18 protein-coding genes and 1 riboswitch are annotated in these 25,486 nt (G+C 69.1%); of the genes, 11 read left to right on the forward strand and 7 right to left on the reverse strand.

Annotated features, from left to right (window positions below; translation table 11 throughout):
• The first annotated feature begins 82 nt into the window (after window positions 1–82).
• Complete coding sequence (pgm, locus tag ACVCMB_RS12705; RefSeq protein ID WP_447107118.1) at window positions 83–1,729, forward strand: phosphoglucomutase (alpha-D-glucose-1,6-bisphosphate-dependent); 1,647 nt, start codon at window positions 83–85, stop codon at window positions 1,727–1,729.
• A gap of 83 nt (window positions 1,730–1,812) precedes the next feature.
• Window positions 1,813–3,864 (forward strand): transketolase, encoded by a 2,052-nt coding sequence (gene tkt / locus ACVCMB_RS12710; RefSeq protein WP_447107119.1) that lies wholly within the window; start codon window positions 1,813–1,815, stop codon window positions 3,862–3,864.
• A gap of 21 nt (window positions 3,865–3,885) precedes the next feature.
• Here tkt and eda read toward each other — a convergent pair whose 3' ends face one another.
• From eda to zwf, 4 genes are all read right to left on the reverse strand, one after another.
• On the reverse strand, window positions 3,886–4,539 hold the full coding sequence (gene eda, locus ACVCMB_RS12715; RefSeq protein ID WP_447110567.1) for a bifunctional 4-hydroxy-2-oxoglutarate aldolase/2-dehydro-3-deoxy-phosphogluconate aldolase: 654 nt from the start codon (window positions 4,537–4,539) through the stop codon (window positions 3,886–3,888).
• Between the two features lie 88 nt (window positions 4,540–4,627).
• The gene (gene edd / locus ACVCMB_RS12720; RefSeq protein WP_447107120.1) at window positions 4,628–6,445 is read right to left on the reverse strand and encodes a phosphogluconate dehydratase; all 1,818 of its coding nucleotides are present in this window, start codon (window positions 6,443–6,445) and stop codon (window positions 4,628–4,630) included.
• Window positions 6,446–6,613: 168 nt separating this feature from the next.
• Complete coding sequence (gene pgl / locus ACVCMB_RS12725) at window positions 6,614–7,327, reverse strand: 6-phosphogluconolactonase (protein WP_447107121.1); 714 nt, start codon at window positions 7,325–7,327, stop codon at window positions 6,614–6,616.
• 74 nt (window positions 7,328–7,401) lie between these two features.
• Window positions 7,402–8,865: a glucose-6-phosphate dehydrogenase gene (gene zwf / locus ACVCMB_RS12730; protein ID WP_447107122.1), complete on the reverse strand. Its 1,464-nt coding sequence runs from the start codon at window positions 8,863–8,865 to the stop codon at window positions 7,402–7,404.
• Between the two features lie 275 nt (window positions 8,866–9,140).
• Here zwf and ACVCMB_RS12735 point away from each other — a divergent pair, with 275 nt between their 5' ends.
• The 6 genes from ACVCMB_RS12735 to ACVCMB_RS12760 all read left to right on the forward strand — a co-directional run bounded on the left by ACVCMB_RS12735 (window position 9,141) and on the right by ACVCMB_RS12760 (window position 21,175).
• Window positions 9,141–9,893, forward strand: a complete 753-nt coding sequence (locus ACVCMB_RS12735) for a GntR family transcriptional regulator (protein ID WP_447107123.1) — start codon at window positions 9,141–9,143, stop codon at window positions 9,891–9,893.
• 9 nt (window positions 9,894–9,902) lie between these two features.
• Window positions 9,903–10,934 (forward strand): SIS domain-containing protein, encoded by a 1,032-nt coding sequence (locus ACVCMB_RS12740; protein ID WP_447107124.1) that lies wholly within the window; start codon window positions 9,903–9,905, stop codon window positions 10,932–10,934.
• A 45-nt stretch (window positions 10,935–10,979) separates the two neighbouring features.
• Window positions 10,980–12,119 carry an N-acetylglucosamine-6-phosphate deacetylase gene (gene nagA / locus ACVCMB_RS12745; protein ID WP_447107125.1) on the forward strand — a complete coding sequence of 380 codons (1,140 nt, stop codon included), beginning with the start codon at window positions 10,980–10,982 and terminating at the stop codon, window positions 12,117–12,119.
• A gap of 29 nt (window positions 12,120–12,148) precedes the next feature.
• Window positions 12,149–12,379, forward strand: a riboswitch (cobalamin riboswitch).
• 124 nt (window positions 12,380–12,503) lie between these two features.
• A complete protein-coding gene (gene btuB, locus ACVCMB_RS12750; RefSeq protein ID WP_447107126.1) occupies window positions 12,504–14,369 on the forward strand; it encodes a TonB-dependent vitamin B12 receptor in 1,866 nt (621 codons plus the stop codon).
• A gap of 203 nt (window positions 14,370–14,572) precedes the next feature.
• Entirely contained in the window at window positions 14,573–17,737 is a 3,165-nt protein-coding gene (locus tag ACVCMB_RS12755) for an efflux RND transporter permease subunit (RefSeq protein ID WP_447107127.1), read from the forward strand.
• Between the two features lie 270 nt (window positions 17,738–18,007).
• On the forward strand, window positions 18,008–21,175 hold the full coding sequence (locus tag ACVCMB_RS12760) for an efflux RND transporter permease subunit (RefSeq protein WP_447107128.1): 3,168 nt from the start codon (window positions 18,008–18,010) through the stop codon (window positions 21,173–21,175).
• Between the two features lie 122 nt (window positions 21,176–21,297).
• Here the strand turns inward: ACVCMB_RS12760 and ACVCMB_RS12765 are convergent, their stop codons facing one another.
• Both ACVCMB_RS12765 and ACVCMB_RS12770 read right to left on the reverse strand, forming a co-directional pair.
• On the reverse strand, window positions 21,298–21,624 hold the full coding sequence (locus tag ACVCMB_RS12765) for a nucleotide pyrophosphohydrolase (protein WP_447107129.1): 327 nt from the start codon (window positions 21,622–21,624) through the stop codon (window positions 21,298–21,300).
• Between the two features lie 78 nt (window positions 21,625–21,702).
• Entirely contained in the window at window positions 21,703–22,020 is a 318-nt protein-coding gene (locus tag ACVCMB_RS12770) for a hypothetical protein (RefSeq protein WP_395120880.1), read from the reverse strand.
• A 221-nt stretch (window positions 22,021–22,241) separates the two neighbouring features.
• Between ACVCMB_RS12770 and ACVCMB_RS12775 the strand changes: the two genes are divergently transcribed.
• The 3 genes from ACVCMB_RS12775 to ACVCMB_RS12785 are packed head-to-tail and all read left to right on the forward strand — an operon-like array spanning window position 22,242 to window position 23,346.
• Entirely contained in the window at window positions 22,242–22,718 is a 477-nt protein-coding gene (locus tag ACVCMB_RS12775; protein ID WP_447107172.1) for a helix-turn-helix transcriptional regulator, read from the forward strand.
• Window positions 22,715–23,134 carry a VOC family protein gene (locus ACVCMB_RS12780; protein ID WP_395120882.1) on the forward strand — a complete coding sequence of 140 codons (420 nt, stop codon included), beginning with the start codon at window positions 22,715–22,717 and terminating at the stop codon, window positions 23,132–23,134. Before ACVCMB_RS12775 ends, ACVCMB_RS12780 begins: the two co-directional genes overlap by 4 nt.
• Entirely contained in the window at window positions 23,131–23,346 is a 216-nt protein-coding gene (locus tag ACVCMB_RS12785; protein WP_395120883.1) for a hypothetical protein, read from the forward strand. Before ACVCMB_RS12780 ends, ACVCMB_RS12785 begins: the two co-directional genes overlap by 4 nt.
• 82 nt (window positions 23,347–23,428) lie before the next feature.
• On the opposite strand, the gene ACVCMB_RS12790 is transcribed toward ACVCMB_RS12785, so the two are convergent.
• Window positions 23,429–25,402, reverse strand: a complete 1,974-nt coding sequence (locus ACVCMB_RS12790; protein ID WP_447107130.1) for an alpha/beta fold hydrolase — start codon at window positions 25,400–25,402, stop codon at window positions 23,429–23,431.
• Window positions 25,403–25,486 lie beyond the last annotated feature (84 nt).

The following is a 25,486-nucleotide window of genomic DNA, read 5'->3' on the forward strand; positions in this document are numbered from 1 at the left end:
TTCGTGACGTGACGAAGAGCATCGCGCACAGGGTGCACTCCTGCAGGGCACGGCATTCCCATCGCACGAACTCCGAGCATTCATGAGCCAGAAAATCAGCCCGCTCGCCGGCAAGCCGGCGCCGAAATCCATCCTGGTCGACGTGCCGAAGCTGCTCGCCGCTTACGCCGACACCCGGCCCGACCCGTCAGTGCCCGCGCAGCGCGTGGCGTTCGGTACTTCCGGCCATCGCGGCAATTCGCTGGAGGGCAGCTTCAACGAGTGGCATATCCTGGCGATCACCCAGGCGATCTGCGAGTACCGTGCCGGCAAGGGCGTCGACGGCCCGCTGTTCATCGGCTTCGATACCCACGCATTGTCGCAACCGGCGTTCGAGAGCGCGCTGGAAGTGCTGGCCGCGCACGGCGTCACCGCGATGGTTTCCAGTGGCGGCGAGTTCACCCCGACGCCGGCGATTTCGCACGCGATCCTCGTGCACAACCGCGGGCGCAACAGCGGACTGGCCGACGGCATCGTGATCACGCCTTCGCACAACCCGCCTGACAACGGCGGCTTCAAGTACAACCCGACCAACGGCGGCCCGGCCGACACCGACATCACCCGGTGGGTGGAGAACCGCGCCAACGCGCTGATCGAGGGCGGGCTGAAGGAGGTCAAGCGCATGCCGTTCGCGCAGGCGCGCAAGGCGGCCGGCACCCGCGAGCACGATTACCTTGACGCCTACGTGGCCGACCTCGCCAACATCGTCGACTTCGACGTCATCCGCAGCGCCGGCGTGCACATGGGCGTCGATCCGCTGGGTGGCGCCGGTGTGCATTACTGGGCGCCGATTGCCGAGCGCTACAAGCTCGACCTCACCGTGGTTAGTGACGTGGTGGACCCGCAGTTCGCCTTCATGAGCGTCGACTGGGACGGCAAGATCCGCATGGACCCGTCGTCGAAGTACGCGATGCAGCGGCTGATCGGCCTGAAGGACCAGTACGACGTGGCGTTCGCCTGCGACACCGACCACGACCGCCACGGCGTGGTCACCCGCTCCGGCGGGCTGATGGAGCCGAACCACTACCTGTCGGTGCTGGTCGACTACCTGTTCCGCCACCGCCCGCAATGGAGCGCGGATGCCGCGGTGGGCAAGACCGTGGTCAGCACCGCGCTGATCGACCGCGTGGTGAAGCGGTTGGGGCGCAAGCTTTATGAAGTGCCGGTCGGCTTCAAGTGGTTTTCCCAGGGCCTGTTCGACGGCTCGCTCGGCTTCGGCTGCGAGGAAAGCGCCGGCGCCTCGCTGCTGCGCCGCGACGGTTCGGTGTGGGCCACCGACAAGGACGGCCTGGTGCCGGCACTGCTCGCCGCCGAGATCACCGCGTGCGAAGGCCGCGACCCCGGCGAGCTGTACCGCAAGCTCACCGACGAACTCGGTCGCCCCTTCAGCAACCGCGTCGAAGCTGCCGCCACGCCGGCGCAGAAGGCGAAGCTGGCCAAGCTCTCGCCCGACCAGCTGCACACCGACCGGCTGGCCGGCGAGAAGATCGAGCGCGTGCTGGACAAGGCGCCCGGCAACGGCGCAGCGATCGGCGGCATCAAGGCGGTCGCCGCCAGCGGCTGGTTCGCCGCGCGCCCGTCGGGCACCGAGGCGATCTACAAGATCTACGCCGAAAGCTTCAAGAGCGAAGAACACCTGCAAGCGCTGCTCGACGAGGCCCAGAAAATCGTCGACACCGCCATCGCGTAATCGGGTGGACTCGCCCCCGCTGCCAACCCGATGGCGGGCAGTGCCCGCCCTGCGACCACAACCATTCCATCGGAGAAACCATCATGTCCCGCGACCTCGACCAGCAATGCATCAACACGCTTCGCTTCCTGTCGGTGGACATGGTGCAGAAGGCCAACAGCGGCCACCCCGGCCTGCCGCTGGACGCCGCGCCGATGGCCTACGTGTTGTGGACGAAGCACCTGAAGTTCCATCCGGCCGATCCGCACTGGCCGGACCGCGACCGCTTCGTGCTCTCCGCCGGCCACGGCTCGGCCCTGCTCTACAGCCTGTTGCACGTGACCGGCTACGACCTGTCGCTGGATGACATCAAGCAGTTCCGCCAGTGGGGCAGCAAGGCGCCGGGCCATCCCGAGTACGGCCACACGCCGGGGGTGGAGGTCACCACCGGGCCGCTCGGCCAGGGCCTGGCCAATGCGGTGGGCATGGCGATCGGCGAGGCGCAGCTGGCGGCCACCTACAACCGCGACGGCCACACCGTGATCGACCATCGCACCTGGGCCATCGTCAGCGACGGCGACCTGATGGAAGGTGTGGCCTCCGAGGCCGCCTCGCTGGCCGGGCATCTGAAACTCGGCAAGCTGGTGTGCCTGTACGACGACAACTACGTCACCCTGGCCGCCGGCACCGACATCACCTTCTCCGAGGATCGCGCCAGGCGCTTCGAGGCCTATGGCTGGCAGACGATCAAGGTGGACGACGGCAACGACGTCGCGGCGATCGACCAGGCGCTGAAGGATGCCGTGGCGGAGACCGCGCGGCCGACCCTGATCCTGGTGCGCACCCACATCGGCTACGGCTCGCCCAAGCAGGACAGCTACAAGGCGCACGGCTCGCCGCTGGGCGCGGACGCGGTCAAGGCAACCAAGCAGAACCTGGGCTGGCCGACGGAGCCGGACTTCCTGGTGCCCGAGCCGGCGCTAACGCATTTCCACGAAGCCGCGCAGCGCGGCGCGCAGGCCCAGGCCGAGTGGAACAGCCGTCTGGACGGCTATGCCAAGGCCTTCCCGGAACTGGCCGGGGAATTGCGCGGGCGCCTGCGCGGCGAGCTGCCGGAAGGCTGGGACGCCGACATCCCGAGTTTCGACGCCGATCCCAAGGGCCTCGCCACGCGCGAGGCCGGCGGCAAGGTGATGAACGCGATCGCGCCGCACCTGCCGGCGCTGTTCGGCGGCTCGGCCGATCTCGACTCCTCCACCTTCACCAACCTCAAGGGTTTCGGCGACTTCAATCCCGCCGCGGGCGCGCAGATGGACCTGCAGGGCTCGGACAGCGCCGGCTGGAGCGACGCCGGCCGCAACCTGCACTTCGGCGTGCGCGAACATGCGATGGGCGCGATCGTCAACGGCCTGGCCGTGCACGGCGGTTTCGTCCCCTACGGCTCGACCTTCCTGATCTTCTCCGACTACATGCGCCCGGCGATCCGGCTGGCGGCGCTGATGGGCGTGCACGCGATCCACGTGTTCACCCACGACAGCATCGCGCTGGGCGAGGACGGCCCCACCCACCAGCCGATCGAGCAGCTGGCCAATCTGCGCGCGATCCCCAACCTCACCCTGATCCGTCCGGCCGATGCCAACGAAACCGCGGTGGCGTGGAAGGTGGCGATCTCCACCACGGATCGTCCCGTGCTGTTCGCGCTGTCGCGGCAGAAACTGCCCACGCTCGACCGCAACCGCTACGCGAGCGCCGACGGCCTGCGCCAGGGTGCCTACGTGCTGCGCGATGCCGACGAGGGCAAGAAGCCGGCACTCATCCTGATCGCCAGCGGCTCGGAGGTCAGCCTGATCGTGCAGGCCGCCGAGCAGCTCGAAAGCCGCGGCATCGCCGTGCGCTGCGTGTCGATGCCGAGCTGGGAGCTGTTCGAGGCGCAGTCGCAGGCCTATCGCGATGAAGTGCTGCCGCCCGACGTCACCGCCCGGCTGGCGGTGGAACTGGGCGTGGCGCAGGGCTGGCAGCGCTACACCGGCGAGCACGGCGACATGCTCGGCATCGACCGCTTCGGCGCTTCTGCCCCGGCCGACGTGCTGCTGCGCGAATACGGCTTCACCGTCGACAATGTGGTGCAGCGGGCGAAGGCCTTGCTGCAGCGCTGAGCGCCGTCGGCGCTGCCGGCTTCAGGCCGGGCGCAGCCCGGCCGCCTCGCGCGCCAGCAACTCGATCCCGGCCCAGTCGCCCGCCGACAGCTTGTCGGCGGGGGTGAGCCACGAGCCGCCGACGCACAGCACGTTCGGCAAGGCCAGGAAATCCGCGGCGTTGGCGAGGCTGATGCCGCCGGTGGGGCAGAAGCGGATCTGCGGCAGCGGGCTGGCCCAGGCGCCAAGCAGCTTGGTGCCACCGGCGGGCACGGCGGGAAAGAACTTCAGGTGGCGGTAGCCGCGCTCGAGCAGGCTCATCGCTTCGCTGGCGGTGGCGGCGCCGGGCAGCAGCGGCAGCGCGCTGTCGTCGGCCGCGTCGAGCAGGCGCGGCGAGATGCCGGGCGATACCGCGAAGCGGGCGCCGGCCGCTTGCGCCGCACGCAGATCGCCAGCACCGAGCACGGTGCCGACCCCCACCGTGGCGCCTTCGACCTCCGCGGCGATCGCGCGGATCGCGTCCAGCGCCACGCTCGTGCGCAACGTCACCTCGATCGCCGGCGCACCGCCGGCAACCAGCGCACGCGCCATCGGCACCGCATCCCTCAGCGCGTGGATCACCACCACCGGAATCACCGGCGCCAGGCGCATGACGGCTTCCACCTGCTGCTGCTTCTGTTCGATCGTGCTGGTCACGTGAGTCTCCAGTGGTTGAACTCATCCCCTGCGGGCACGTCCGCGCCCTGATTCCGCAAAGCGCTTTCACGAATCCCCATCCCGGGCTTCAAAGCACTCCCGCGCCGAAATCCGCACTGGTGGCGGCCTGGCGGAACAGGCCGAACAGTTCGCGGCCCATGCCGCTGTGCTCGTGCGACAGGTCGGCGATGTGCGGCAGGCGGGCGTCCAGCTCGTCGGCTTCGAGAAGGACGTCCAGACGTCCATTTGCCGCATCCAGCCGGATCGTGTCGCCGTCGCGGATCTTCGCGATATTGCCGCCGGCGACCGCCTCGGGCGTCACGTGGATCGCCGCCGGCACGCGGCCGGAGGCGCCGGACATGCGCCCATCGGTGAGCAGGGCGATGCGGTGGCCGCGGTCCTGCAGCACCGCCAGCGTGGGCGTGAGCTTGTGCAGCTCCGGCATGCCGTTGGCGCGCGGGCCCTGGAAGCGCACCACCGCCACGAAATCGCGGTTCAGCTCGCCGCGCTGGTAGGCGCCGGCCACCTCGTCCTGGTCGTTGAACACGATTGCCGGCGCCTCGATCAGCAGGCGGTCCTCCGGCACCGAGGAGACCTTGATCACGGCGCGGCCGAGGTTGCCGTCCAGCATGCGCAGACCGCCGTCGGGGCGAAACGGCTCGTCCACGCCGCGCAGCACGCCGCGGTTGCCGCTCTGCTTCGGCACGGGTTTCCAGCGCAGCGTGCCGGCCTCGTCGAGATACGGCAGCTGCGCATAACCATCCAGGCCGGTGCCGAAGATGGTCTTGGCGTTGCCGTGCAGCAGGCCCGCGCCAAGCAGCTGGTCGATCAGGAAGGCCATGCCGCCGGCGTCGTGGAACTGGTTCACGTCGGCATAGCCGTTCGGGTAGACGCGCGCGAGCAGCGGGATCACCCCGGACAGCGCGTCGAAGTCGTCCCAGCGCAACTGGATGCCGGCGGCCTGCGCCATCGCCACCAGGTGCAGCAGGTGGTTGGTCGAGCCGCCGGTGGCGTGCAGCCCGATCACGCCGTTGATGATGGCGCGCTCGTCGATGTGGTGGCCGAGCGGGAGGTAGTGCTCGCCCAGTGCGCTGTTGGCGGCGACGCGGCACACCACCTCGGCGGTGAGCGCATCGCGCAGCGGCGTGTCCGGCGCGGTGAAGCTGGCGCCGGGCAGGTGCAGGCCCATGATCTCCATCAGCATCTGGTTGGAGTTGGCGGTGCCGTAGAAAGTGCAGGTGCCGGCGGTGTGGTACGACGCGGCTTCCGCCTCCAGCAGCTCGGCCTTGCTCGCCTTGCCGTCGGCGTAGGCCTGGCGCACTTTCGATTTCTGCTCGTTGGGGATGCCGCTGGGCATCGGGCCGGACGGCACGAAGCCGGCACTCAGATGGCCGAACGACAGCGCGGCGATCAGCAGGCCGGGCACGATCTTGTCGCAGATGCCCAGGAACAGCGCGCCGTCGAACATGTCGTGCGACAGCGCCACCGCGGTGGCCAGCGCGATCACGTCGCGCGAGAACAGCGACAGCTGCATGCCGGCACGGCCTTGCGTGATGCCGTCGCACATCGCCGGCACGCCGCCGGCCACCTGTGCGGTGAAGCCGTTGTCGCGGGCGATCCGGCGGATCATCGCGGGATAGCGTTCGTACGGCTGGTGCGCCGAGAGCATGTCGTTGTAGGCGGTGACGATCGCCAGGTTGGCGCGGTGGCCGTTGCGCAGGGCGTCCTTGTCTTCGCTGCCACAGGCGGCGAAACCGTGCGCAAGATTGCCGCAGGACAGATGCCCGCGCTGCGGTCCGCTGCGGTCCACCGCGTCGATCCGCGCGAGATACGCCGCACGCGTCTCGCGGCTGCGCTCGCGCAGGCGTTCGGTGACTTCGGCGACGACGGGGTGCAGCGTGGTCATGATTCAGATCCGGAAGTGAGAGGAGGGGGGCCAGAAGCGGGAAGTGAGTGGAGAGAAACGAGGAGTGAGAGAAGGCAGTGCCGAGGCAGGGGCAGGAGCTCTGGCTCCAGCCTTGGCTTTGGTTCCGGCTCTCTCTCACTTCTCACTTCTGTCCCCTCACTCCTAGCCTCAAGGACACCAGTACACCGCCACCGGCACGCGGTGCTGGGTCAGCACGGCGCGCACCGGATAGTCGCGCGCGGCGCCCAGGCCAAGCCGAGCGTCGGCGAGCACGTCGCGCTTCTTCTCGCCGGCCACCAGCAGGTACAGTGCGCGCGTTTGCAGCAGTGTGGGCAGGGTCAACGTGATGCGCGGCTCGCCGGCGTCGGGTGCGTGCATCGGCAACACGCGCGCGGTGCCGTCCGGGTCCAGCGCTTCGGCGAGGTGGTCGCCGCCGGGGAAGAACGAAGCGGTGTGGCCGTCGTCGCCCATGCCCAGCACCACCGCGTCGAACGGCAGCGGCAGCGCGGCGATGCGCGCTTCGGCGCGGGCCAGGCCGGCCTCCGGGCTGGCGTCGCCGGTGTACAGCGGAACGAACGGCGCCGCCGCGGCGGCATGCTGCAGCAGGTGCGTGTGCACCAGTCGCGCGTTGGAGCGCGCATCGCTTTCGGGCACCCAGCGTTCGTCGACCAGGGTCACCTGCACCCTGGCCCAGTCCAGCGCCTGGCGCGACAACTGCTCGAAGAAATCCTTCGGCGTGCTGCCGCCGGAGACCGCCAGCACGGCCTGGCCGCGCTGCGCCAGGCCCTCGCGCAGGCGCTCGGCCACGCGTTCGGCCAGCGCCACGGCTTGCGCCTGGCATCCGGTGAAGCTGTGGGTGGTGACGTTGGTGGGTGCGGTCATGGTGGGTTCGATCAGCGGCGACGTGGCGCTTCCAGTGTGGCTCGGGCGACGCAAGCATCGGGTGAAGCGCGCGCCTATTCGTTGTCGTCGTGCCAGGTGCGGCCGTCGCGCTCGATCAGCGCCACCGACGCGCTCGGCCCCCAGCTGCCGGCCGCGTACGGCCGCGGCGCCTCGCCGCTGTCGCCCCACGCGGCCAGGATCGGGCCGGCCCAGCGCCACGCCGCCTCCACTTCGTCACGGCGCATGAACAAGGTGGGGTTGCCGCGCACCACGTCCAGCAGCAGGCGTTCGTAGGCGTCCGGCTGGGACACGCCGAATGCCTCGGCGAAGCTCATGTCCAGCGGCACGTGGCGCAGGCGCAGCCCACCGGGGCCGGGGTGCTTGATGGTCAGCCACAGCTTCACGCCCTCGTCCGGCTGCAGCCGCAGCACCAGCCGGTTCTGCGCCAGCGAGCCGGAGGCGGCGTCGAAGATCGAATGCGGCACCGGCTTGAAGGTCACCGCGATCTCCGACACCCGATGCGCGAGGCGCTTGCCGGTGCGCAGGTAGAACGGCACGCCGGCCCAGCGCCAGTTGCCGATCTCGGCCTTCAGCGCGACGAAGGTCTCGGTGTCGGATTTCGCGTTGCCCAGTTCCTCGCCGTAGCCGGGCACGCTGGCGCCCTCGGCCACGCCGGCGCGGTACTGGCCGCGCACGGTGAGCTGGCCGGCGTTGGCCGCGTCGATGGGTTTGAGCGAGTGCAGCACCTTGAGCTTCTCGTCGCGCACCGCGTCCGGCGCCAGCGACGAGGGCGGTTCCATGGCCACCATGCACAGTAGTTGCAGCATGTGGTTCTGCACCATGTCGCGCAGCGCGCCGGCGCGGTCGTAATAGGCGCCGCGGTGGCCCACGCCCAGCGTCTCGGCCACGGTGATCTGCACGTGGTCGATGTGCGCGGAGTTCCACAGCGGCTCGAACAGCGCGTTGCCGAAGCGCAGCACCAGCAGGTTCTGCACCGTCTCCTTGCCGAGGTAATGGTCGATGCGGAAGGTCTGGGTTTCGTCGAACACCTGGCCGACCGCGTCGTTGATCCGGTTGGCGCTGTCCAGGTCGCGGCCGATGGGCTTTTCCAGCACCACGCGCGACTTGCCCTGGTTCAAGCCGTAATGGCCCAGCCGCTTGCAGATGTCGACGAACAATTCGGGGGAGGTGGACAGGTAGAACACGCGCACGTGGTCGGGCTCGGCGCCGATGAAGGCGGCGAAATCGTCCCAGCCCTCGTCCTTGCGTGCATCCAGCGGGCGGTAGAACACCTGCTGCAGGAACTCGTCCAGCTGGCGGGCGTCGCAGATCGCGATCAGCGCCTCGCGCAGTTGCGCGCGATAGCCGGCGTCGTCCAGCGCCTCGCGCGCCACGCCGACGATGCGGCTGCTGGGCGGCAACTGGTGGTCGAGAAAACGGTGGAACAGCGCCGGCAGCAACTTGCGCGCGGCGAGGTCGCCGGTGCCACCGAAAATCACCAGGTCGAACGGCTCGACCGTTTGGGGGGAAGCAGTCACGCGATCACCTCGACTCGATGCCGGCTGGCGGGCCGCGGCCGGATGCCGCTGCCCGGGTTTTCGCCGATGGTACCAGTGAAATACCAGAGCGACTACCCGGTTGCATACGAATTCATCGGCGGGATGAATCACGCCCGGTCGGCCACCCCTTCGCTTGCCCGCTCCACCTGGGCGCGGGCCGCAGGCCGGAGTCACAGCGCCGGCCGCTGGACGCCACCCCGGCGAAACCCCGTGCCGCTTGCGGCCGGTGGATCGCTATTGGTATGGTGCGCGCCATGGAAACTACCCTGTTCAAGGAATACCGCCGGATCTGCCGCGACCCGGCCAATCACCAGCCGCTGGCCTACCTGCGGCTGCGCCAGGCGATCCGCAACGTGGTGCAGCAGCACGATGTCGAGCCGGGCCACGCGCTGCCCAGCGAGCGCGACCTGGCGCTGGCGCTGAAGCTCTCGCGGGTCACCGTGCGCAAGGCGATCGCGGGCCTGGTCGAGGAAGGCCTGCTGACCCAGCGCCATGGCGCCGGCACCTTCATCGCCGAGCGCATCGTCAAGCCGATGTCGCGGCTGACCAGCTTCACCGAGGACCTGCGCGAACGCGGCCTGCGCCCGCGTTCGGAGTTCTTCGAGCGGGTGATCGGCGAGGTGACGCCGGAGGAGTCGATGGCGATGAACCTCTCGCCCGGCTCGCTGGTGGTGCGCCTGCATCGCCTGCGCTACGGCCAGGACGAGCCGCTGGCGATCGAGCGCAGCGTGGTGCCGGCCAGCGTGCTGCCCGACCCGATGCTGGTGCGCGACTCGCTGTACGAGGCGCTGGAACAACTCGGCTGCCGCCCGCGCCGCGCGCTGCAGCGCCTGCGCGCGGTGTCGCTGAACGCGCAGCAGGCGCGGCTGCTGCACGTGGCGGTGGGCAGCGCCGGCTTGAACATCGAACGGCGCAGCTTCCTCGACGACGGCCGCGTGGTCGAGTTCACCACCTCCTGGTATCGCGGCGACATCTACGACTTCGTCGCCGAATTGCACACCGACTGAAGGACAAGCATGAACGCCAGCGACACCCTGATGTTCCGCGAGGCGCACGAATCGGCCGCGGTGGTGGCGCGCCAGCTTGCCGCCAACGAAGCGGCGGTGAGTGCGCTGGCGCAGTCGCTGCGCGAGGTGCCGCCACGCTTCATCGTCACCTGCGCGCGCGGCAGTTCGGATCACGCCGCGGCGTATGCCAAGTACGTGTTCGAGACGCAGTTGGGTATCGCCACCGCCTCGGCGTCGCCCTCGGTGAGCTCGGTATATGCCGCCGAGCAGCAGTGGCAGGGCGCGCTGTTCATTGCCATCTCGCAGTCGGGCAAGAGCCCGGATCTGCTGCGCACCGCGGAGGCGGCGAAACGCGCCGGCGCCCGCGTGGTGGCGCTCGTCAACGTGGCCGATTCGCCGCTGGCCGCGCTGGCCGACACCGTGATCCCTTTGCATGCGGGCGCCGAGCGCAGCGTGGCGGCGACCAAAAGCTACCTCGCCGCGCTGGCCGCGGTATTGCACCTGTGCGCGCGCTGGAGCGGCGACGCCGAACTCAACGCCGCGCTGCCGATCCTGCCCGAGGCCCTGCGCACCAGCTGGGATGCGGACTGGTCGTCACTGAGCGAAGGCCTGGTCGGCGCGCACAACCTGTTCGTGGTCGGCCGCGGCTTCGGCCTCGGCATCGCGCTGGAAGCGGCGCTCAAGTTCAAGGAAACCTGCGGCCTGCACGCCGAGGCGTTCAGTGCGGCCGAGGTGAAGCACGGTCCGATGGCGATGGTCGGGCCGGACTTCCCGGTGCTGTGCTTCGCCCAGGACGACGACACCCTGGCCGGCACGCTGGCGGTGGCGCGCGAGTTCCGCGGCCGCGGCGCGCAGGTCTTCGTTGCCGCGCCCGGCCAGCACGGCCCCGGCACGCTGCCGGTGTCGGGCCGCCTGCCCGCGCTGTGCACGCCGCTGCTGATCATCCAGAGCTTCTACCGCGCCGCCAGCGAGCTTGCGCTGCGCCGCGGCTTCAACCCCGACGTGCCGCCGCATCTGAACAAGGTCACCGAAACGGTTTGAATCGCACAGGGTGCGCTCCTACACATCGGTCTGTGAGTATTCGCCATGATCCAATCGCTCGCCAATGCCCGCGTGCTGACCCCCGACGGCTGGCGCGACGACCTCGCCGTGCTGCTCGACGGCGAGCGCATCGCCGACCTGCTGCCGCCATCCGATCCGCGCTTGCGCGGCGCGCAACCGCACGATCTCGCTGGCGCCATGCTGCTGCCGGGCTTCATCGACGTGCAGGTCAACGGTGGCGGCGGCGTGCTGTTCAACGAGGCTCCGACGGTGGAGACGATCCGCCGCATCGGCGCGGCACACCGGCGCTACGGCACCACCGGTTTCCTGCCGACGCTGATCAGCGATCGGGTCGAGGTGATGCGCGAGGCAATGGCGGCGGTGGAGCAGGCGCTGGCCGAGGGCGTGCCGGGCCTGCTCGGCATCCATCTGGAAGGGCCTTACCTGGCAAGCGCCCGCAAGGGCGTGCACGACGCGAAATACTTCCACGTGCCCGGTCCCGACGAACTGGCCATGCTGTGCGCGTCGCATCGCGGCATCCGGCTAATCACGCTGGCGCCGGATCGGGTGCCGCCGGCGAGCATCCGCGCGCTGGTCGCCGCCGGCGTGATCGTCTGCGCCGGCCACACCGCGGCCGACTACGCCACCACCCGCGCCGCGCTGGATGCCGGCGTGCGCGGCTTCACCCACCTGTTCAACGCGATGACCCCGTTCGGCAGCCGCGAGCCTGGCGTGGTCGGCGCCGCGCTGGAAGATGCGGCGAGCTGGTGCGGCATCATCGTCGACGGCCACCACGTGCACCCGGCCAGCCTGCGCGTGGCGATCGCCGCCAAGGCGCGCGGCAAGATGCTGCTGGTCACCGATGCGATGCCGCCGGTCGGCGCCGACCGCCCCGATTACGTGCTCAACGGCGAAACCATCACCGTGAAAGGCGGCATCTGCCAGACCGCCAGCGGCACGCTCGCCGGCTCCGCGCTCGACATGGCCAGCGCCGTGCGCAACAGCGTGCAGATGCTCGGCCTGCCGCCGGAGGAGGCCGTGCGCATGGCCAGCACCTGGCCGGCCCGGTTCCTCGGCCTTGGCGAAAGCCGCGGCCGCATCGCGGCAGGCTGCCGCGCCGATCTGGTGGCGATGGACGACGCGTTCCGCGTGCAGCAAAGCTGGATCGGCGGTGCCATCGGGTAGGCGCGCATTGCCCGAATGGCCGTCCGCCGCTACAGTGGCGCGGTTCAGGTGTCCCGACGGTTCAAGGCCCAAGGGATGAAACGGGAAGCCGGTGCGTGGTGTGCGAACACCGCAAGGCCGGCGCTGCCCCCGCAACGGTAAGCGAAAGACACGAACGGCGAAGGCCACTGTGCGATGCACGGGAAGGCGCCATTCGCGGCGAGCGGAATCACCGCCCGCCATTCGCGAGCCCGGAGACCGGCCTGGACGATCCTTGGTGGCTCGCGGTGGGCGAGGCCGGACCACGGTCTGTCTGTCCGTCGTTCCGTCTCCGCTTTCTCCGCTTGGCTGCCATTCCCTCAGGACATGCGGCCGTGCGCGGGTGCGCGGCGAAGGAAGACGAAGATGAAGAAGACCTTGCTGGCCACCTTGCTGCTGGCCTGCGCCACCAGTGCCGGCGCGACCGGGCTGGACCCATCCGGGCAGGACCGCGCCACCGCGCTGGAGCCGGTGATCGTCACCGCCACGCGCACGCCGGTCGACATCGGCGACTCGCTCTCGTCGGTGAGCGTGATCAGCCGCGCCGACATCGAGCGGCTGCAGCCGGTGTCGATCGCCGACCTGCTGACCGGCCTGCCCGGCGTGAGTTTCGCCAACGCCGGCGGCTACGGCCAGCAGACCTCGCTGTTCCTGCGCGGCGCCAATTCCACCCACACCCTGCTGCTGGTCGATGGCGTGCGGGTGGCCTCGGTCAGCGCCGGGCTGGCCGCGTTCGAGCAGATTCCGGTGGAGCAGATCGAGCGCATCGAGATCGTGCGCGGCCCGCGCTCCAGCCTCTACGGCGCCGACGCGATCGGCGGCGTGATCCAGATCTTCACCCGCCGCGGCTCCCGCGACGGCGGCCTCGAACCGTCGCTGGCGCTCACCGCCGGCACCGACAGACTGCTGCGCGGTCAGCTCGGGCTGTCCGGCGGCAACGAGCACGGCTGGTACAACCTTGGCGCAGGCAGCCAGTACACCGGCGGCATCAACACCTGCCGCATCGGCGCCGCCGCGGCCTTCGCCGGCTGCTTCACCGACGAGCCGGACCGCGATCCGTCGCGCAACAAGAATCTCAGCGCCAGCGGCGGCTACCGCTGGGACAACGGCGCCGAGCTGACCGGCACCTGGCTGCGCAGCCTGGGCGAGGCGCATTTCGACGGCAGCTACCAGAACCGCTGGCGCACCGTGCAGCAGGTCGCCGGTTCCACCTTCGGCTTCCGCCCGCTGCAGGCATGGAAGAGCACGCTGAGCGTGGGCCAGAACCTGGACCGCTACGACAACTACGAGAACGCGAGCTTCGTCGGCTACATCTATTCGCGCCGCAACCAGGCCTCGTGGCAGAACGACATCAACCTGGCCGCGGACCAGCTGCTGACGCTCGGCGCCGACTGGCAGGGCGAGCACATCGACAGCGACACCGGCTTCCTCGCCACCCGTCGCCACGACACCGGCTTGTACGCCCAGTACCAGGCCACGTTCGGCCCGAACGAGCTGGCGCTCTCGGCGCGGCGCGACAAGAACAGCCAGTACGGCCACCACGACACCGGTGCGCTGGCCTGGGGCCATCACTTCGACAACGGCATGAAGCTCACCGCCAGCTACGGCAGCGCCTTCCACGCACCCACCTTCAACGATCTGTACTACCCCTACGGTAGCGGCAATCCGGACCTGAAACCGGAGACCTCGCGCAGCGCGGAGCTGGGCCTGAGCCAGCAGCACGATGGCTGGAACTGGGCGCTGAACGCCTACCAGACGCGCATCGACCAGCTGATCGCGCTGGACAGCCAGTACTTCCCGCGCAACATCAGCAAGGCGCGCATCCGCGGCGTGGAAGCCCAGTTCGGCGCCAAGCTCGGCGGCTGGCAGCTGCAGAGCTACCTGACCTGGCTGCAGCCGCGCAACGAGGACGGCGGCCCGAACGACGGCAACGTGCTGCCGCGCCGCGCCGGGCAGACGGCGCGCATCGACCTGGACCGCCGCTACGGCGCCTTCGGCGTCGGCGCCACGTTCAACGCCGCCGGCCACCGCTATGACGACGCAGCCAACGCGCACCGGCTGGGCGGCTATGCCACCACCGACCTGCGCGCCAGCTGGCAGTTCGACCGCGCCTGGCAACTGGAGGCGCGCCTGGCCAATGCGTTCGATCGTCACTACGAGACGATCTGGTACTTCAACCAGCCCGGGCGCGAGTTGCTGCTGACCTTGCGCTATCGTCCCGGCGCGCACTGATCGTCGAGGGAGAAAGCCGGCGGGCACCGCCCGCCGACCCCCGACCACAGGCACATGCGCCGCACCGTCGGTCCGGGCATAACCGGCGCGATGAGCCATCGAGCCGAAGCTTTCATTTTTCCCGGCATGTTCCGCGTGCGCGCCGCCTGCCACTGCCGTTGGCCTGACGCGTGCCGTTATGCTTGGGTGCCAGGGAGAGCCACGTGAACGCATTCGCGCCGATGATCCGCCGCCCGGTCGGCACCTCGCTGCTCGCCATCGGCCTGATGATCGCGGGCGTGTGGGCCTACCTGCTGATCGGCGTGGCGGCGTTTCCGTCGATCGAGTTTCCCGGCGTGGCGGTGATGGCGGGCATGCCCGGCGCCAGCGCGCAGACCATGGCCACCACGGTGATGGCGCCGCTGGAACGGCACATCGGGCGCATCCCCGGCGTGCAGTTCATGTTTTCCAACGCCAGCGAAGGGCGCGCGCAGATCCAGGTGCTGTTCAAGTACGGGCGCTCCACCGATGCGGCTGCGCGCGACGTGCAGGCGGCGCTCAATGCCGCCGCCGCCGACCTGCCGCCGGGCATGCCGGCACCGCCGCAGTACTTCAAGTTCGATACCTCGACCATCCCGGTGCTGCTGGTCACGCTGACCTCCAGCAGCCTGCCGCCGGACCGCCTCTACGACCTCACCGACACCCTGCTCAAGCCCGCGGTGGCGCAGATCCCCGGCGTGGCGCAGGTGCAGGTCGGCGGCGGCACCCCGCACGCGGTGCGCATCGCGCTGAACGCCAACGCGCTGGCGATCAAGGGCATCACCACCAACCAGGTCGCCAACGCGCTGCGCGCGGCCAACGTCACCTCGCCGCAGGGCATCCTCAGCGACGGCGTCAGCCAGATGACGGTGACCGCCAACGACGCGCTGCACACGCCGGCGGATTTCGCCAGCCTGGTGATCGCCAGCAACAACGGCGTGCCGGTCCGGCTGGCCGACGTGGCCACGGTGAGCGGCGGGCAGCAGGACCAGTACGCCGCGGCCTGGTTCAACGGCACCCGCGCGGTGACCCTGCAGATCAGCAAGCGCCCGGACGCCAACGCGATCGCCGTGGTCAAGGCGATCCGCGCGGCGCTGCCCGGGCTCAGCCACGTGTTGCCCGCCGACGTGAAGATCACCCCGATCTTCGACCTCACCCCGACGACAGAATCGGCGCTGCACGAGGTCGAGGTGGCGCTGGGCATGAGCATCGTGATGGTGGCGCTGGTGATGCTGCTGTTCCTGCGCCGGCTGCGGCCGACCCTGATCGCCATGCTCAGCGTGCCGCTGTCGCTGGCCGGCGCGCTGATCGTGATGTGGATGCTCGGCTTCACCCTGAACATCTTCTCGCTGGTGGCGCTGGTGCTGTGCGTGGGTTTCGTGGTGGACGACGCGATCGTGGTGATCGAGAACATCGTGCGCCACATCGAGCAGGGCATGGCGCCGCTGCAGGCGGCGCTGACCGGCGTGCGCGAGATCGGTTTCACGGTGGTGTCGATCACGCTGTCGCTGATCGCCGTGTTCGGGCCGATGGTGTTCGGCGACAACATGTTCACCATGCTGATGCGCGAGTTCGCGGTGACCCTGGTCGCCACCATCGTGATCTCCGCGGTGGTCTCGCTCACCCTCACCCCGGCCCTGTGCGGGCGCAGCCTGGTGCACGAGCCGGAGGGCAGCCGCACGCCCGGGCGGCTGGAGCGGCTGGCCGAGCGCTTCGATGGCTGGCTGCTCGCGCAGTACCGGCGCGCGCTGGACTGGTCGATGCGCCATCGCCGCCTGATGCGCTGGCAGCCCGCCGTGCTGCTCGTGCTCACCGGCGTGCTGGCGGTGCTGGTGGTGATGACCGCCGGCGGCGGCCTGATGCCGAAGGAGGACACCGGCCTGGTGCAGGTGCAGATCACTGCCGGCCCGAACATCTCGCCGACCCGGCTGACCACGCGCTCACGCGAGGTGGCCGCGGTGTTCCAGGCCGACCCGGCGGTGCTGGACGTATCCACCATCGTCAACGGCGGCAACGGCGCGCACCTGTTCGTCGACCTCAAGCCGCTGGGCGATCGGCCGGACGATCGCCACGTCACGGTGCAGCAGGTGGTCGACCGCCTCGCCGCCCACTTCAAGGGCGTCACCGACCTCGACGTGGCGGTGTCCGCGGTGCAGTTCTTCGGTGGTGGCGGTGGCGGCGGCCTGGGCGGCGGCAATGTCGGGCGCTACTCGTTCCAGCTCGACAGCCTGGACGGCACGCCGCTGCAGGAACCCACCCTGCATCTCGAACACGTCATGCGCGGCATGAAGCAGTTCAAGGATGTCACCAGCAGCTTCGACGGCATCGGCACCCAGCAGATGGTGCAGGTCGACCGCGCCGCCGCCGCGCGGCTGCAGGTGAGCATGGGCCAGATCGACTCGGCGCTGTACAACGCGTTCGGGCAGAACCAGATCTCCACCATCTATTCGGACATCAACCAGTACCGCGTGGTGCTGACCGCCGACCGCGGCGACGAGCTGAGCCCGCAGGGATTGCTCGGCACCTATGTGCGCAGCAGCCGCGGCGAGATGATCCCGCTCTCCGCGCTGGCCACGATCCAGCCGCACCTGGCACCGGCCACGGTCAGCCACTTCAACCAGCTCGAATCGGCCTCGATCAACTACAACCTGGCCGAGGGCATCACCCCGGCGGAAGGCCTGAAGCTGGTCGACCAGGCGATCTTCGCCGCCGCGCTGCCGAACGGCATTCAGCGCAAGTACACCGGCGAGAACCAGAACCTGGTCGACGCGCTGAGCGACGTGCTGTTGCTGCTGCTGGCGGTGATCCTGGTGATGTACGTGGTGCTGGGCGTGCTGTACGAGAGCCTGATCCACCCGCTGACCATCCTCTCCACCCTGCCCGCCGCCGGCATGGGCGCGTTCCTCGCCATGCTGGTGACCCATACCCAGCTGACCCTGATGTCGGTGATCGCGGTGCTGATGCTGATCGGCATCGTCAAGAAGAACGCGATCCTGATGGTCGATTTCGCCCTGGTCGCCGAACGCGAGCGCGGCCTGTCGCCGCCCGAGGCCATCCGCGAGGCCGCGCTGGTGCGCTTCCGCCCGATCACGATGACCACCCTGGTGGCGATGGGCGCGGCGCTGCCGCTGGCGGTGGGCTTCGGCTACGGCTCGGAGCTGCGCCAGCCGCTGGGCATCGCGATCCTCGGCGGCCTGCTGGTGTCGCAGCTGCTGACCCTGTTGAGCACGCCGGCGATCTACCTGTGGCAGCACGACCACCGCGAGCGCAAGGCGGTGCAGAAGCGCATCCGCGAGGAATTCCGCCGCGGCCGCGGCGTGCCCCCGCCGATGCCGGTGTTGCCCAAATAGCCGGGATTCGGCCATTCGACAAGCTCAGGATGGTGAATCCGGGATTCGCGACGAGCTGGTGGGCGCTCCCCGCCCTGCCCGCGGCTCTCCCGAATCCCGTCGCCCAACCCCCTGCCTTCCGGCACGGTGCGTACTTCAGGCACATACGCCTCCGGATGCCCGGTGGCATAAAGCCGCCATGAAAGGAACTCCGCTGCCCACTGCTGGTCTTGCGTACTTGGCGCACGCGTGCGCCGTGCGCCGCTCCGCTTCCTCGCCGCGGGTATTCGCGTGAACGTGTTCGCCCCGTTGATCCGCCGCCCGGCCGGCACCTCGCTGCTTGCCGTCGGCCTGGTGCTGGCCGGGCTGTGGGCTTACCTGTTGCTCGGCGTGGCGGCGCTGCCCTCGCTGGACTTCCCCGGTGTCTACGTGGTGGCGAACATGCCCGGCGCCAGCGCGCAGACCATGGCCAACACGGTGATGGCGCCGCTGGAACGCCATCTTGGCCAGATCCCCGGCATCGACGACATGTACGGCAACGCCAACGAAGGCGCGGTGGGGATCGGCGTGCGCTTCAACTTCAGCCGCACCGCCGACAGCGCCGCGCGGGACGTGCAGGCGGCGCTGAATGCCGCGGCGGCCGACCTGCCCGCGGGCATGCCTTCGCCCCCGCAGTACTTCAAGTTCGATACCTCGCAGATCCCGATCCTCTTCATCACGCTGACCTCCGAGGGCATGCCGCAGGACAAGCTGTTCGACCTGGCCGACACCTTGCTGAAACCCGCCGTCGCGCAGATCGACGGCGTGGCCCAGGTGCAGGTGTTCGGCGGCACGCCGCACGCGGTGCGCATCGACCTGGACAACCGCGCGCTGGCCGCCAAGGATCTCACCGCCAACGACGTCGCCAACGCGTTGCGCGCAGCCAACGTCAACTCGCCGCAGGGCATCATCAGCGACGGTCGCACGCAGATGACGGTGAGCGCCAACGACGGCCTGCGCGAGCCGGCCCAGTTCGCCGACCTGCTGATCGCCGAGCGCAACGGCGCGCCGGTGCGGCTGTCCGACGTGGCGCATGTCTACTCCGGCCAGCAGGATCAATACCAGGCGGCGTGGTTCAACGGCGCGCGCACGGTCGGCCTGCAGATCACCAAGCGGCCGGAGGCGAACGCGGTGGCCACGGTGGCGGCGATCCGCGCGCGCCTGCCGCAACTGGCCGCCTCGCTGCCCTCTGACGTCAACATGCAGCCGGTGTTCGACCTCACCCAGACCACGCAATCGGCGCTGCACGAGGTGAAGGTCGCGTTGCTGATCTCGATCGCGATGGTGGCGCTGGTGATGCTGGTGTTCCTGCGCCGGCTGCGGCCGACCCTGATCGCCATGCTCAGCGTGCCGCTGTCGCTGGCCGGCGCGTTCGTGGTGATGTGGATGCTCGGCTACACGCTCAACACCTTGTCGCTGGTGGCGCTGGTGCTGTGCATCGGTTTCGTGGTGGACGATGCGATCGTGGTGATCGAGAACATCGTGCGCCACATGGAGCAGGGCATGGCCCCGCTGCCGGCGGCGTTGACCGGTGTGCGCGAGATCGGTTTCACCGTGGTGTCGATCACGCTGTCGCTGGTGGCGGTGTTCGCGCCGCTGCTGTTCGGCAACAACATGCTGATCATGCTGCTGCGCGAGTTCTCGGTGACGCTCACCGCCGCGGTGGTGATCTCGGCGATCGTCTCGCTCACCCTCACGCCTGCGCTGTGCGGCCACCTGCTCAAGCACGAGCCGGTGCCGGCGCCCCCGCCGGGGCGCATCGAGCGGGCGGTGGAGCGTTTCGATCGCGGCCTGCTGCGGATGTACGAAAGCGCGCTGGACTGGGCCATGCGCCACCGCCGGCTGATGCGCTGGCAGCCGCTGCTGCTGCTGTTCCTCACCTTCGCGCTGGGCGCGGCGGTGGTGAAGACCGCCGGCGGCACCTTCATGCCCGACGAGGACACCGGCCAGCTGCAGGTGGAGATCGACGCCGACGCGAACATCTCGCCCACCGTGCTGGCCGACCGCGCGCGGCAGGTGCAGAAGATCATGCAGGCCGACCCTGCCGTGCTCGACCAGCTGACCCTGCTCGGCGGCAACGGTGCCGGCGGCGCGGTAGGCAACAGCGCGCAGATGTTCGTCGACCTCAAGCCGCGCGGCGATGGCCCGGGCGAGCGCGATGAAGGCATCAAGGCGGTGATCGAGCGCCTGTCGAAACAGTACGACCGCCTGCCCGACGTCAAGGTGTCGGTCAGCGCCTCGCAATTCCTCGGCGGCGGCGGCAGCGGCGACCGCGGCGGCCAGTACGAGTTCCAGCTCACCAGCACCCAGGGCAGCGACCTGCAGCCGTGGGCGTTGAAGATGGTGCGCCAGTTGCGCACGCTGAAGGAGTTCCGCGACGTCAGCAGCCCGTTCGACCAGGTCGGCAAGCAGCAGCAGCTGCGCATCGACCGCGAGGCCGCCGCGCGGCTGCACGTCAGCGTGGGCGCCATCGACACCGCGCTGTTCAGCGCGTTCGGCCAGCGCCAGGTGTCGCAGATCTACTCCGACATCAACCAGTACGCGGTGGTGCTCAACGCCAGCCCGAACGAGAACCTGAGCCCGCAGTCGCTGCTGAACATCCGCGTGCGCAGCGAGCAGGGCAAGATGATTCCGCTTTCCGCGCTGGCCACCATGGAGCCGGCGATCAGCCCGCTGCGCGTGCGCCACCACAACCAGCTGCAGGCGGTGACCATCAGCTACAACCTGGCCAAGGACGTCACCCAGGATCGCGGCGTGGCGCTGGTCGACCAGGCCGCCTTCGCGCTGCACCTGCCGGACGGCGTCAAGGTGGAATACACCGGCGCCAACCAGCGCCTCAAGCAGGCGCAGTCGAACGGCATGGTGCTGCTGCTTGGCTCGATCCTGGCCATGTACATCGTGCTGGGCATCCTCTACGAAAGCCTGGGCCACCCGCTGACCATCCTCTCCACCCTGCCCGCCGCCGGCGCCGGCGCGTTCCTGGCGATGCTGGTCACGCAGACGCAGCTGTCGCTGATGGCGATCATCGCGATCCTGATGCTGATCGGCATCGTCAAGAAAAACGCGATCCTGATGGTCGACTTCGCCCTGGTGCGCGAGCGCGAGCACGGCATGTCCGCGCCCGATGCCATTCGCGAAGCCGCACTGGTCCGCTTCCGCCCGATCACCATGACCACCCTGGTGGCGATGGGCGCGGCGATGCCGCTGGCGATCGGCTTCGGCATCGGCTCCGAAATGCGCCAGCCGCTCGGCATCGCCATCGTCGGCGGCCTGCTGGTCTCGCAACTGCTGACCCTGCTCAGCACCCCGGCGATCTACCTGTGGAATCACGACCGCAAGATCCGCAAGGCGGCGCGCAGGGAGCGCAAGGCAGAGAAGAAGCGGTTGAAGGCGTTGGCGCGTCCGCAGCCCGCGGCCTGATCGCCGTGGACCGGGCGATCGAGGATTCGCGCGGCTCCCGCTGCGCGCGCCGCTACGGCGTTCGGTTTCTGCGGGGTGGCTGCGTCACGGAATCGTGCTCCAGGCGCGGGCCCGGGCGGTCGTCATGTGCGCAGTTCGCCGGCGACGTGATCGATCAGCTCCCTCGTGTTCCTGCAGTACTCCGCTTCCAGGTCGATCCCGCACTTGTCCGCCAGCACGATGATCGACCACAGGCAGTCCGACAACTCGTGGCCAAGCTTCGCCTTGCAGTCGTCGATCTCGCGGACCCCCGCGTTCGCCTGGATCAGCTTCGCCAGGTCGCCGACGTCGCCCATGAAACCCAGCGCCAGCTCCTGCGTGGTCCAGGCGCGTCCGTACATCCTGGTTTCCAGCTGCTCGTAGAGGTCGTTGAGCCGCAGCGCGGATTTTTCCAGATCGGAAAAGTTCATGGGGACTCCAGGTGAGGACAGCATCGAGCAGTACCGCGCGGACTCGCCGGTGCGCAGGGCAGATGGCGGTAGCCCACACTAGTCACTGGTCATCCAGACGCCGGCAATGATGAGCCACGCGAAGGCAACGGGCCAGATGGCTGCGGGCCGGACGCCGGCGGACGAGGCCAGTCGCCGCATGCTGAGCGAGCCGGCAACCACGACCAGGCTGGCGAACACGAAGCCCCACGCGATCCAGCTGGAAACGAGGATGTGGGTGCGCGCATGAGCGCCGACCCGCGAAATGTGCCAGGCGTACACCGCGCCGAACGCGAGCGCCACGCACAACTGCGTCGCAGACAGGATCTTCAGCACCTTGTTCCAACCGGCGTAGGTCGAGCGGGACTGAATGGTCATGGCGCCGTGATGTTCGAGTGGAGTGCCGGGACAGCCGCGCTTTTGTCAGCGTGCAAGCCGTCCGCAAATGGATGCCTTGGGCGAGACGACGATACGTGGCGTCGAGTGCCGAGAGCAAGGGAACAACTGGAGTAGTTGGCCGGACACGCTTGCCATGCCGCGGGATTCTGCTGCACTGTCCGGTGCAGTCATTCGATGGCGTCACGCAGGGCACGAAGCCGATGGGCCAGAATCCCGAATTGTTGCGCCGCCTGCTGCGCGCGAAGGACCGGATGGACGCAGCCTCCCACGAGGAGTGGCCGGTCGGGCGGCTGGCGCAGGTGAGCGCGGTGTCGGCGGCGCACTTCGCGCGTTCGTTCCGGGAAGCGTTCGGCGTGCCGCCGCATCGCTATCTGCTCACGCGCCGGATCGAACGCGCCACGGCGCTGCTGCGCGATGGCGATCTGCCGGTCACCGAGGTCGCGCTGCGGACCGGTTGGAACAGCATCGGCACGTTCGGGCGGATCTTCCGCGACATCACCGGCGAGAGTCCGGGCGAATTCCGCGCGCGCCAGCGCGCGATCGGGCATGGACACGGACATGTTCCGGAATGCTTCGTGCGCGCCGCGCACCGGCCCGACCTCAGGAGCGCAGTTTCGGAGAAGCGCCGCCGTGCGGCCCCCGGTAAAAAGGCACTCCAATCCACGGAGGTCCCATGACTCAAGGTGTCGATGTAGCCGGACTCTATGTCCGCGACCAGGATGAAGCGCTCGCCTTCTATGTCGGAAAGCTGGGCTTTGTCGTCAGTGCCGATGCGCGCAACGGCGACTATCGCTGGCTCACCGTGCAGCATCCGGAGCAGCCCTCGTTCCAGCTCGGTCTGTTCAGGCCGGGGCCGCCGGTCCACGACGCGGCGACTGCGCAGACGCTCTGCGAGATGGTGGCCAAGGGTGCGATGCCGCCGTTGGTGTTGGCGGTGGACGATTGCCAGGCCGCTTTCGAGCGGCTGCAAGCGCTGGGCGTGGAGTTCACGCAGGAGCCGATGCGCCGCTACGGCACCGTGGATGCAGGCTTCCGCGATCCCTCCGGCAATGGCTGGAAGATGATCGAGGCCAGGGCGAAGGGCGCGGCATGAGCGCGAGCCAGTGGATCCGCCAGAGCCACCGCTGGCTGTCGATCGTGTTCACCCTGACCGTGATCGCGAACTTCGCCTGGCGCGGGATGAGCCCGCACGAACCGCCGGCATGGCTGACCTATGCGCCGCTGCCGCCGCTGTTCGCGCAGTTGTTCAGCGGCCTGTACCTGTTCGCGCTGCCGTACGCCGCGGCAGCGCGCCGCAGGGCCTGAGGCCGCGGGCGCGGCGCGTTCCCGGTCCCCGCCATCGGCAACTGCGGTTCGAGTGGCGAACAGCGAATCGAGTGCCGCGCGCCTACTTGCCGCCTGCCGTGACGCCGGGTCCGATGCTCGAACCGATGAAGTCGAGCATCTTCCCGTACAGCTCGGCGACGTTGGCCTCGTCGTAGAAGCCGTGCATCTCGCCGGGCTTTTCCAGCCAGACGTGCGGCACGTGGCGCTTGAGCAGCGCCTCGTGCAGGTTCGTGCCCTGGATCGGCGGCACGCGCCGGTCCTGGCCGCCGACCACCAGCATCACCCGCGCCTTGAGCGCATCGAGCTGGTTGATCGGCGAGCGCTGCGCCAGTTGCGCCAAGTCGTCGCCCAGCTGGCGCTTCAGGTAATTCTCGCCGCTGACCGTTTCGGGAATGTCGCCGCGCCGGTACATCAGGGGCAGGTCGTAGATGCCGACGTAGCCGATCGCGCACTGGTAGAGGTCCGGCTCCTTCACCGCGCCTTCCAGCGCGGCATAGCCGCCGTAGCTGGCGCCGTAGATGCACAGGCGCTGCGGGTCGGCGATGCCCTGGGCGATGGCCCAGCGCGTGGCGTCAGTGACGTCGTCCTGCATCTTGCCGCCCCACTCGCGCCAGCCGGCCTGCTCGAACGCGTAGCCGTAGCCGCCCGAGCCGCGGAAATTGACCTGCACCACGACGTAGCCGCGCGTCGCCAGCGCCTGCACGTCGGCGTCGTACTCCCAGCGGTCGCGCACGGAGAACGGGCCGCCATGGACCATCACCACCGTGGGCAGGTGCTTGTCCTGCTCATGGCCCGGCGGGTAGCTCAGGTAGCCCTGCAGCTTCATGCCGTCCCGCGCGGCGAACTCGAACGGCTGCTTGGTCGCCATCGACTGCGGATTGATCCACGGCGCGCGCTTGAGCAGCGGCGTCAGCCTTGCGGCCTTGGCGTCGAACAGGTAGAACGTGCCCGGATCGGCATCGGCCTCCACCAGCACCACGCTCAGGCTGCCATCGCTGGTGCCGGAGACGAAGCGCACGCTTTCGCCCGGGAACTGCTTCATCAGCGCCACCAGCATGCGCGCCGCCGGCGACTGCATGTCGAACGGCGCAATGCCGGCGCGGCCGTCCATGTAGGCGACACCGGCGATGTCGTCTTCGGCCAGCCCCTGCAGCAGGCCGTCCGATTCGACAGTGGGATTGCTCCACACCTCCTGCAGCGTGGGCTTGTCTTCGCTCCAGCGGCAGATGCCGAAACCGCCGCTGGGGACCGGGCAGCTGAAGTACGCCCCGCTGTCATCACGGTCGAAGGCGATCGGCACGGAATGGCTGGCGCCCAGTTCGGGCATGGGCTTCCAGTCGCCGCCCCCGAGCGGCAGCTGGAACACCCGGACGTCGCCCTGCTCGTCCTCGCCCCAGGCAAACCGGATCCGGCCCTGATGGTCGCCGACGAAAAATGCGTCGCGCATCGGTGCGGTGATGATTTCCCGCAACTTGCCGGTGCGCACGTCCATGCGGGAGGCGGTGGCAAACACCCCGTGCTTGCCGTTGGCGTCCCACAGCCGGGTAGCGACCAGGATGTGTTTCGGATCGCCGGCAATGGTGCCGATGAACTCCGCCGAGCCGCGTTCGCTCACCACCTGCTTGACCAGCGTACCGGTGGTCATGCCGTCCTTGCGAAAGCCGTACAGCATGGTCGAGCCTGTTCCATCGGCATTGACCGCATACAACTCGCCGGTGGGCAACGGGCGGTCGTAGCCACCCAGCCGTGTCCCCACCGTGTACACCACGCGGGTGGGAGAGATCCACCAGAAGTCCGTCACCGCGTCTTCGTTGCGCTGGCGGATCAGCTGCCCCTTCTTGTCGGCCAGGCGAATCAGCGCCAGCAGACTGTGGCCATCCACCAGGGCGGTGGTGGCAAGGTACTTGCCGTCAGGCGAAATCTTCACGGCTTCGTATTGCATGTGCCGTGCGAGATCGGCAAGCGGTACCGGTTCGGCGTGCAGGAACGTGGCGCACAGCAGCACCAGCGCGACCAACCAGCGTCGAGTATCCATGGCGATTTCCCCTGTTTTGCGATGTGCGCGGCCGCGTTCCGCGGCCATCCGGCCATCCGACTCTAATGCAAAGTGCGCGGCGGC

Source organism: Rhodanobacter sp. UC4443_H10, assembly GCF_052978325.1.

Excerpts from the sequence above, each read along its gene's own strand:
- pgm (WP_447107118.1), top strand. The coding sequence starts at position 83 with ATGAGCCAGAAAATCAGCCCGCTCGCCGGCAAGCCGGCGCCGAAATCC.
- tkt (WP_447107119.1), top strand. The coding sequence starts at position 1,813 with ATGTCCCGCGACCTCGACCAGCAATGCATCAACACGCTTCGCTTCCTG.
- edd (WP_447107120.1), bottom strand. The coding sequence starts at position 6,445 with ATGACCACGCTGCACCCCGTCGTCGCCGAAGTCACCGAACGCCTGCGC.
- pgl (WP_447107121.1), bottom strand. The coding sequence starts at position 7,327 with ATGACCGCACCCACCAACGTCACCACCCACAGCTTCACCGGATGCCAG.
- ACVCMB_RS12735 (WP_447107123.1), top strand. The coding sequence starts at position 9,141 with ATGGAAACTACCCTGTTCAAGGAATACCGCCGGATCTGCCGCGACCCG.
- ACVCMB_RS12740 (WP_447107124.1), top strand. The coding sequence starts at position 9,903 with ATGAACGCCAGCGACACCCTGATGTTCCGCGAGGCGCACGAATCGGCC.
- nagA (WP_447107125.1), top strand. The coding sequence starts at position 10,980 with ATGATCCAATCGCTCGCCAATGCCCGCGTGCTGACCCCCGACGGCTGG.
- btuB (WP_447107126.1), top strand. The coding sequence starts at position 12,504 with ATGAAGAAGACCTTGCTGGCCACCTTGCTGCTGGCCTGCGCCACCAGT.
- ACVCMB_RS12765 (WP_447107129.1), bottom strand. The coding sequence starts at position 21,624 with ATGAACTTTTCCGATCTGGAAAAATCCGCGCTGCGGCTCAACGACCTC.
- ACVCMB_RS12770 (WP_395120880.1), bottom strand. The coding sequence starts at position 22,020 with ATGACCATTCAGTCCCGCTCGACCTACGCCGGTTGGAACAAGGTGCTG.
- ACVCMB_RS12775 (WP_447107172.1), top strand. The coding sequence starts at position 22,242 with ATGGGCCAGAATCCCGAATTGTTGCGCCGCCTGCTGCGCGCGAAGGAC.
- ACVCMB_RS12780 (WP_395120882.1), top strand. The coding sequence starts at position 22,715 with ATGACTCAAGGTGTCGATGTAGCCGGACTCTATGTCCGCGACCAGGAT.
- ACVCMB_RS12785 (WP_395120883.1), top strand. The coding sequence starts at position 23,131 with ATGAGCGCGAGCCAGTGGATCCGCCAGAGCCACCGCTGGCTGTCGATC.
- ACVCMB_RS12790 (WP_447107130.1), bottom strand. The coding sequence starts at position 25,402 with ATGGATACTCGACGCTGGTTGGTCGCGCTGGTGCTGCTGTGCGCCACG.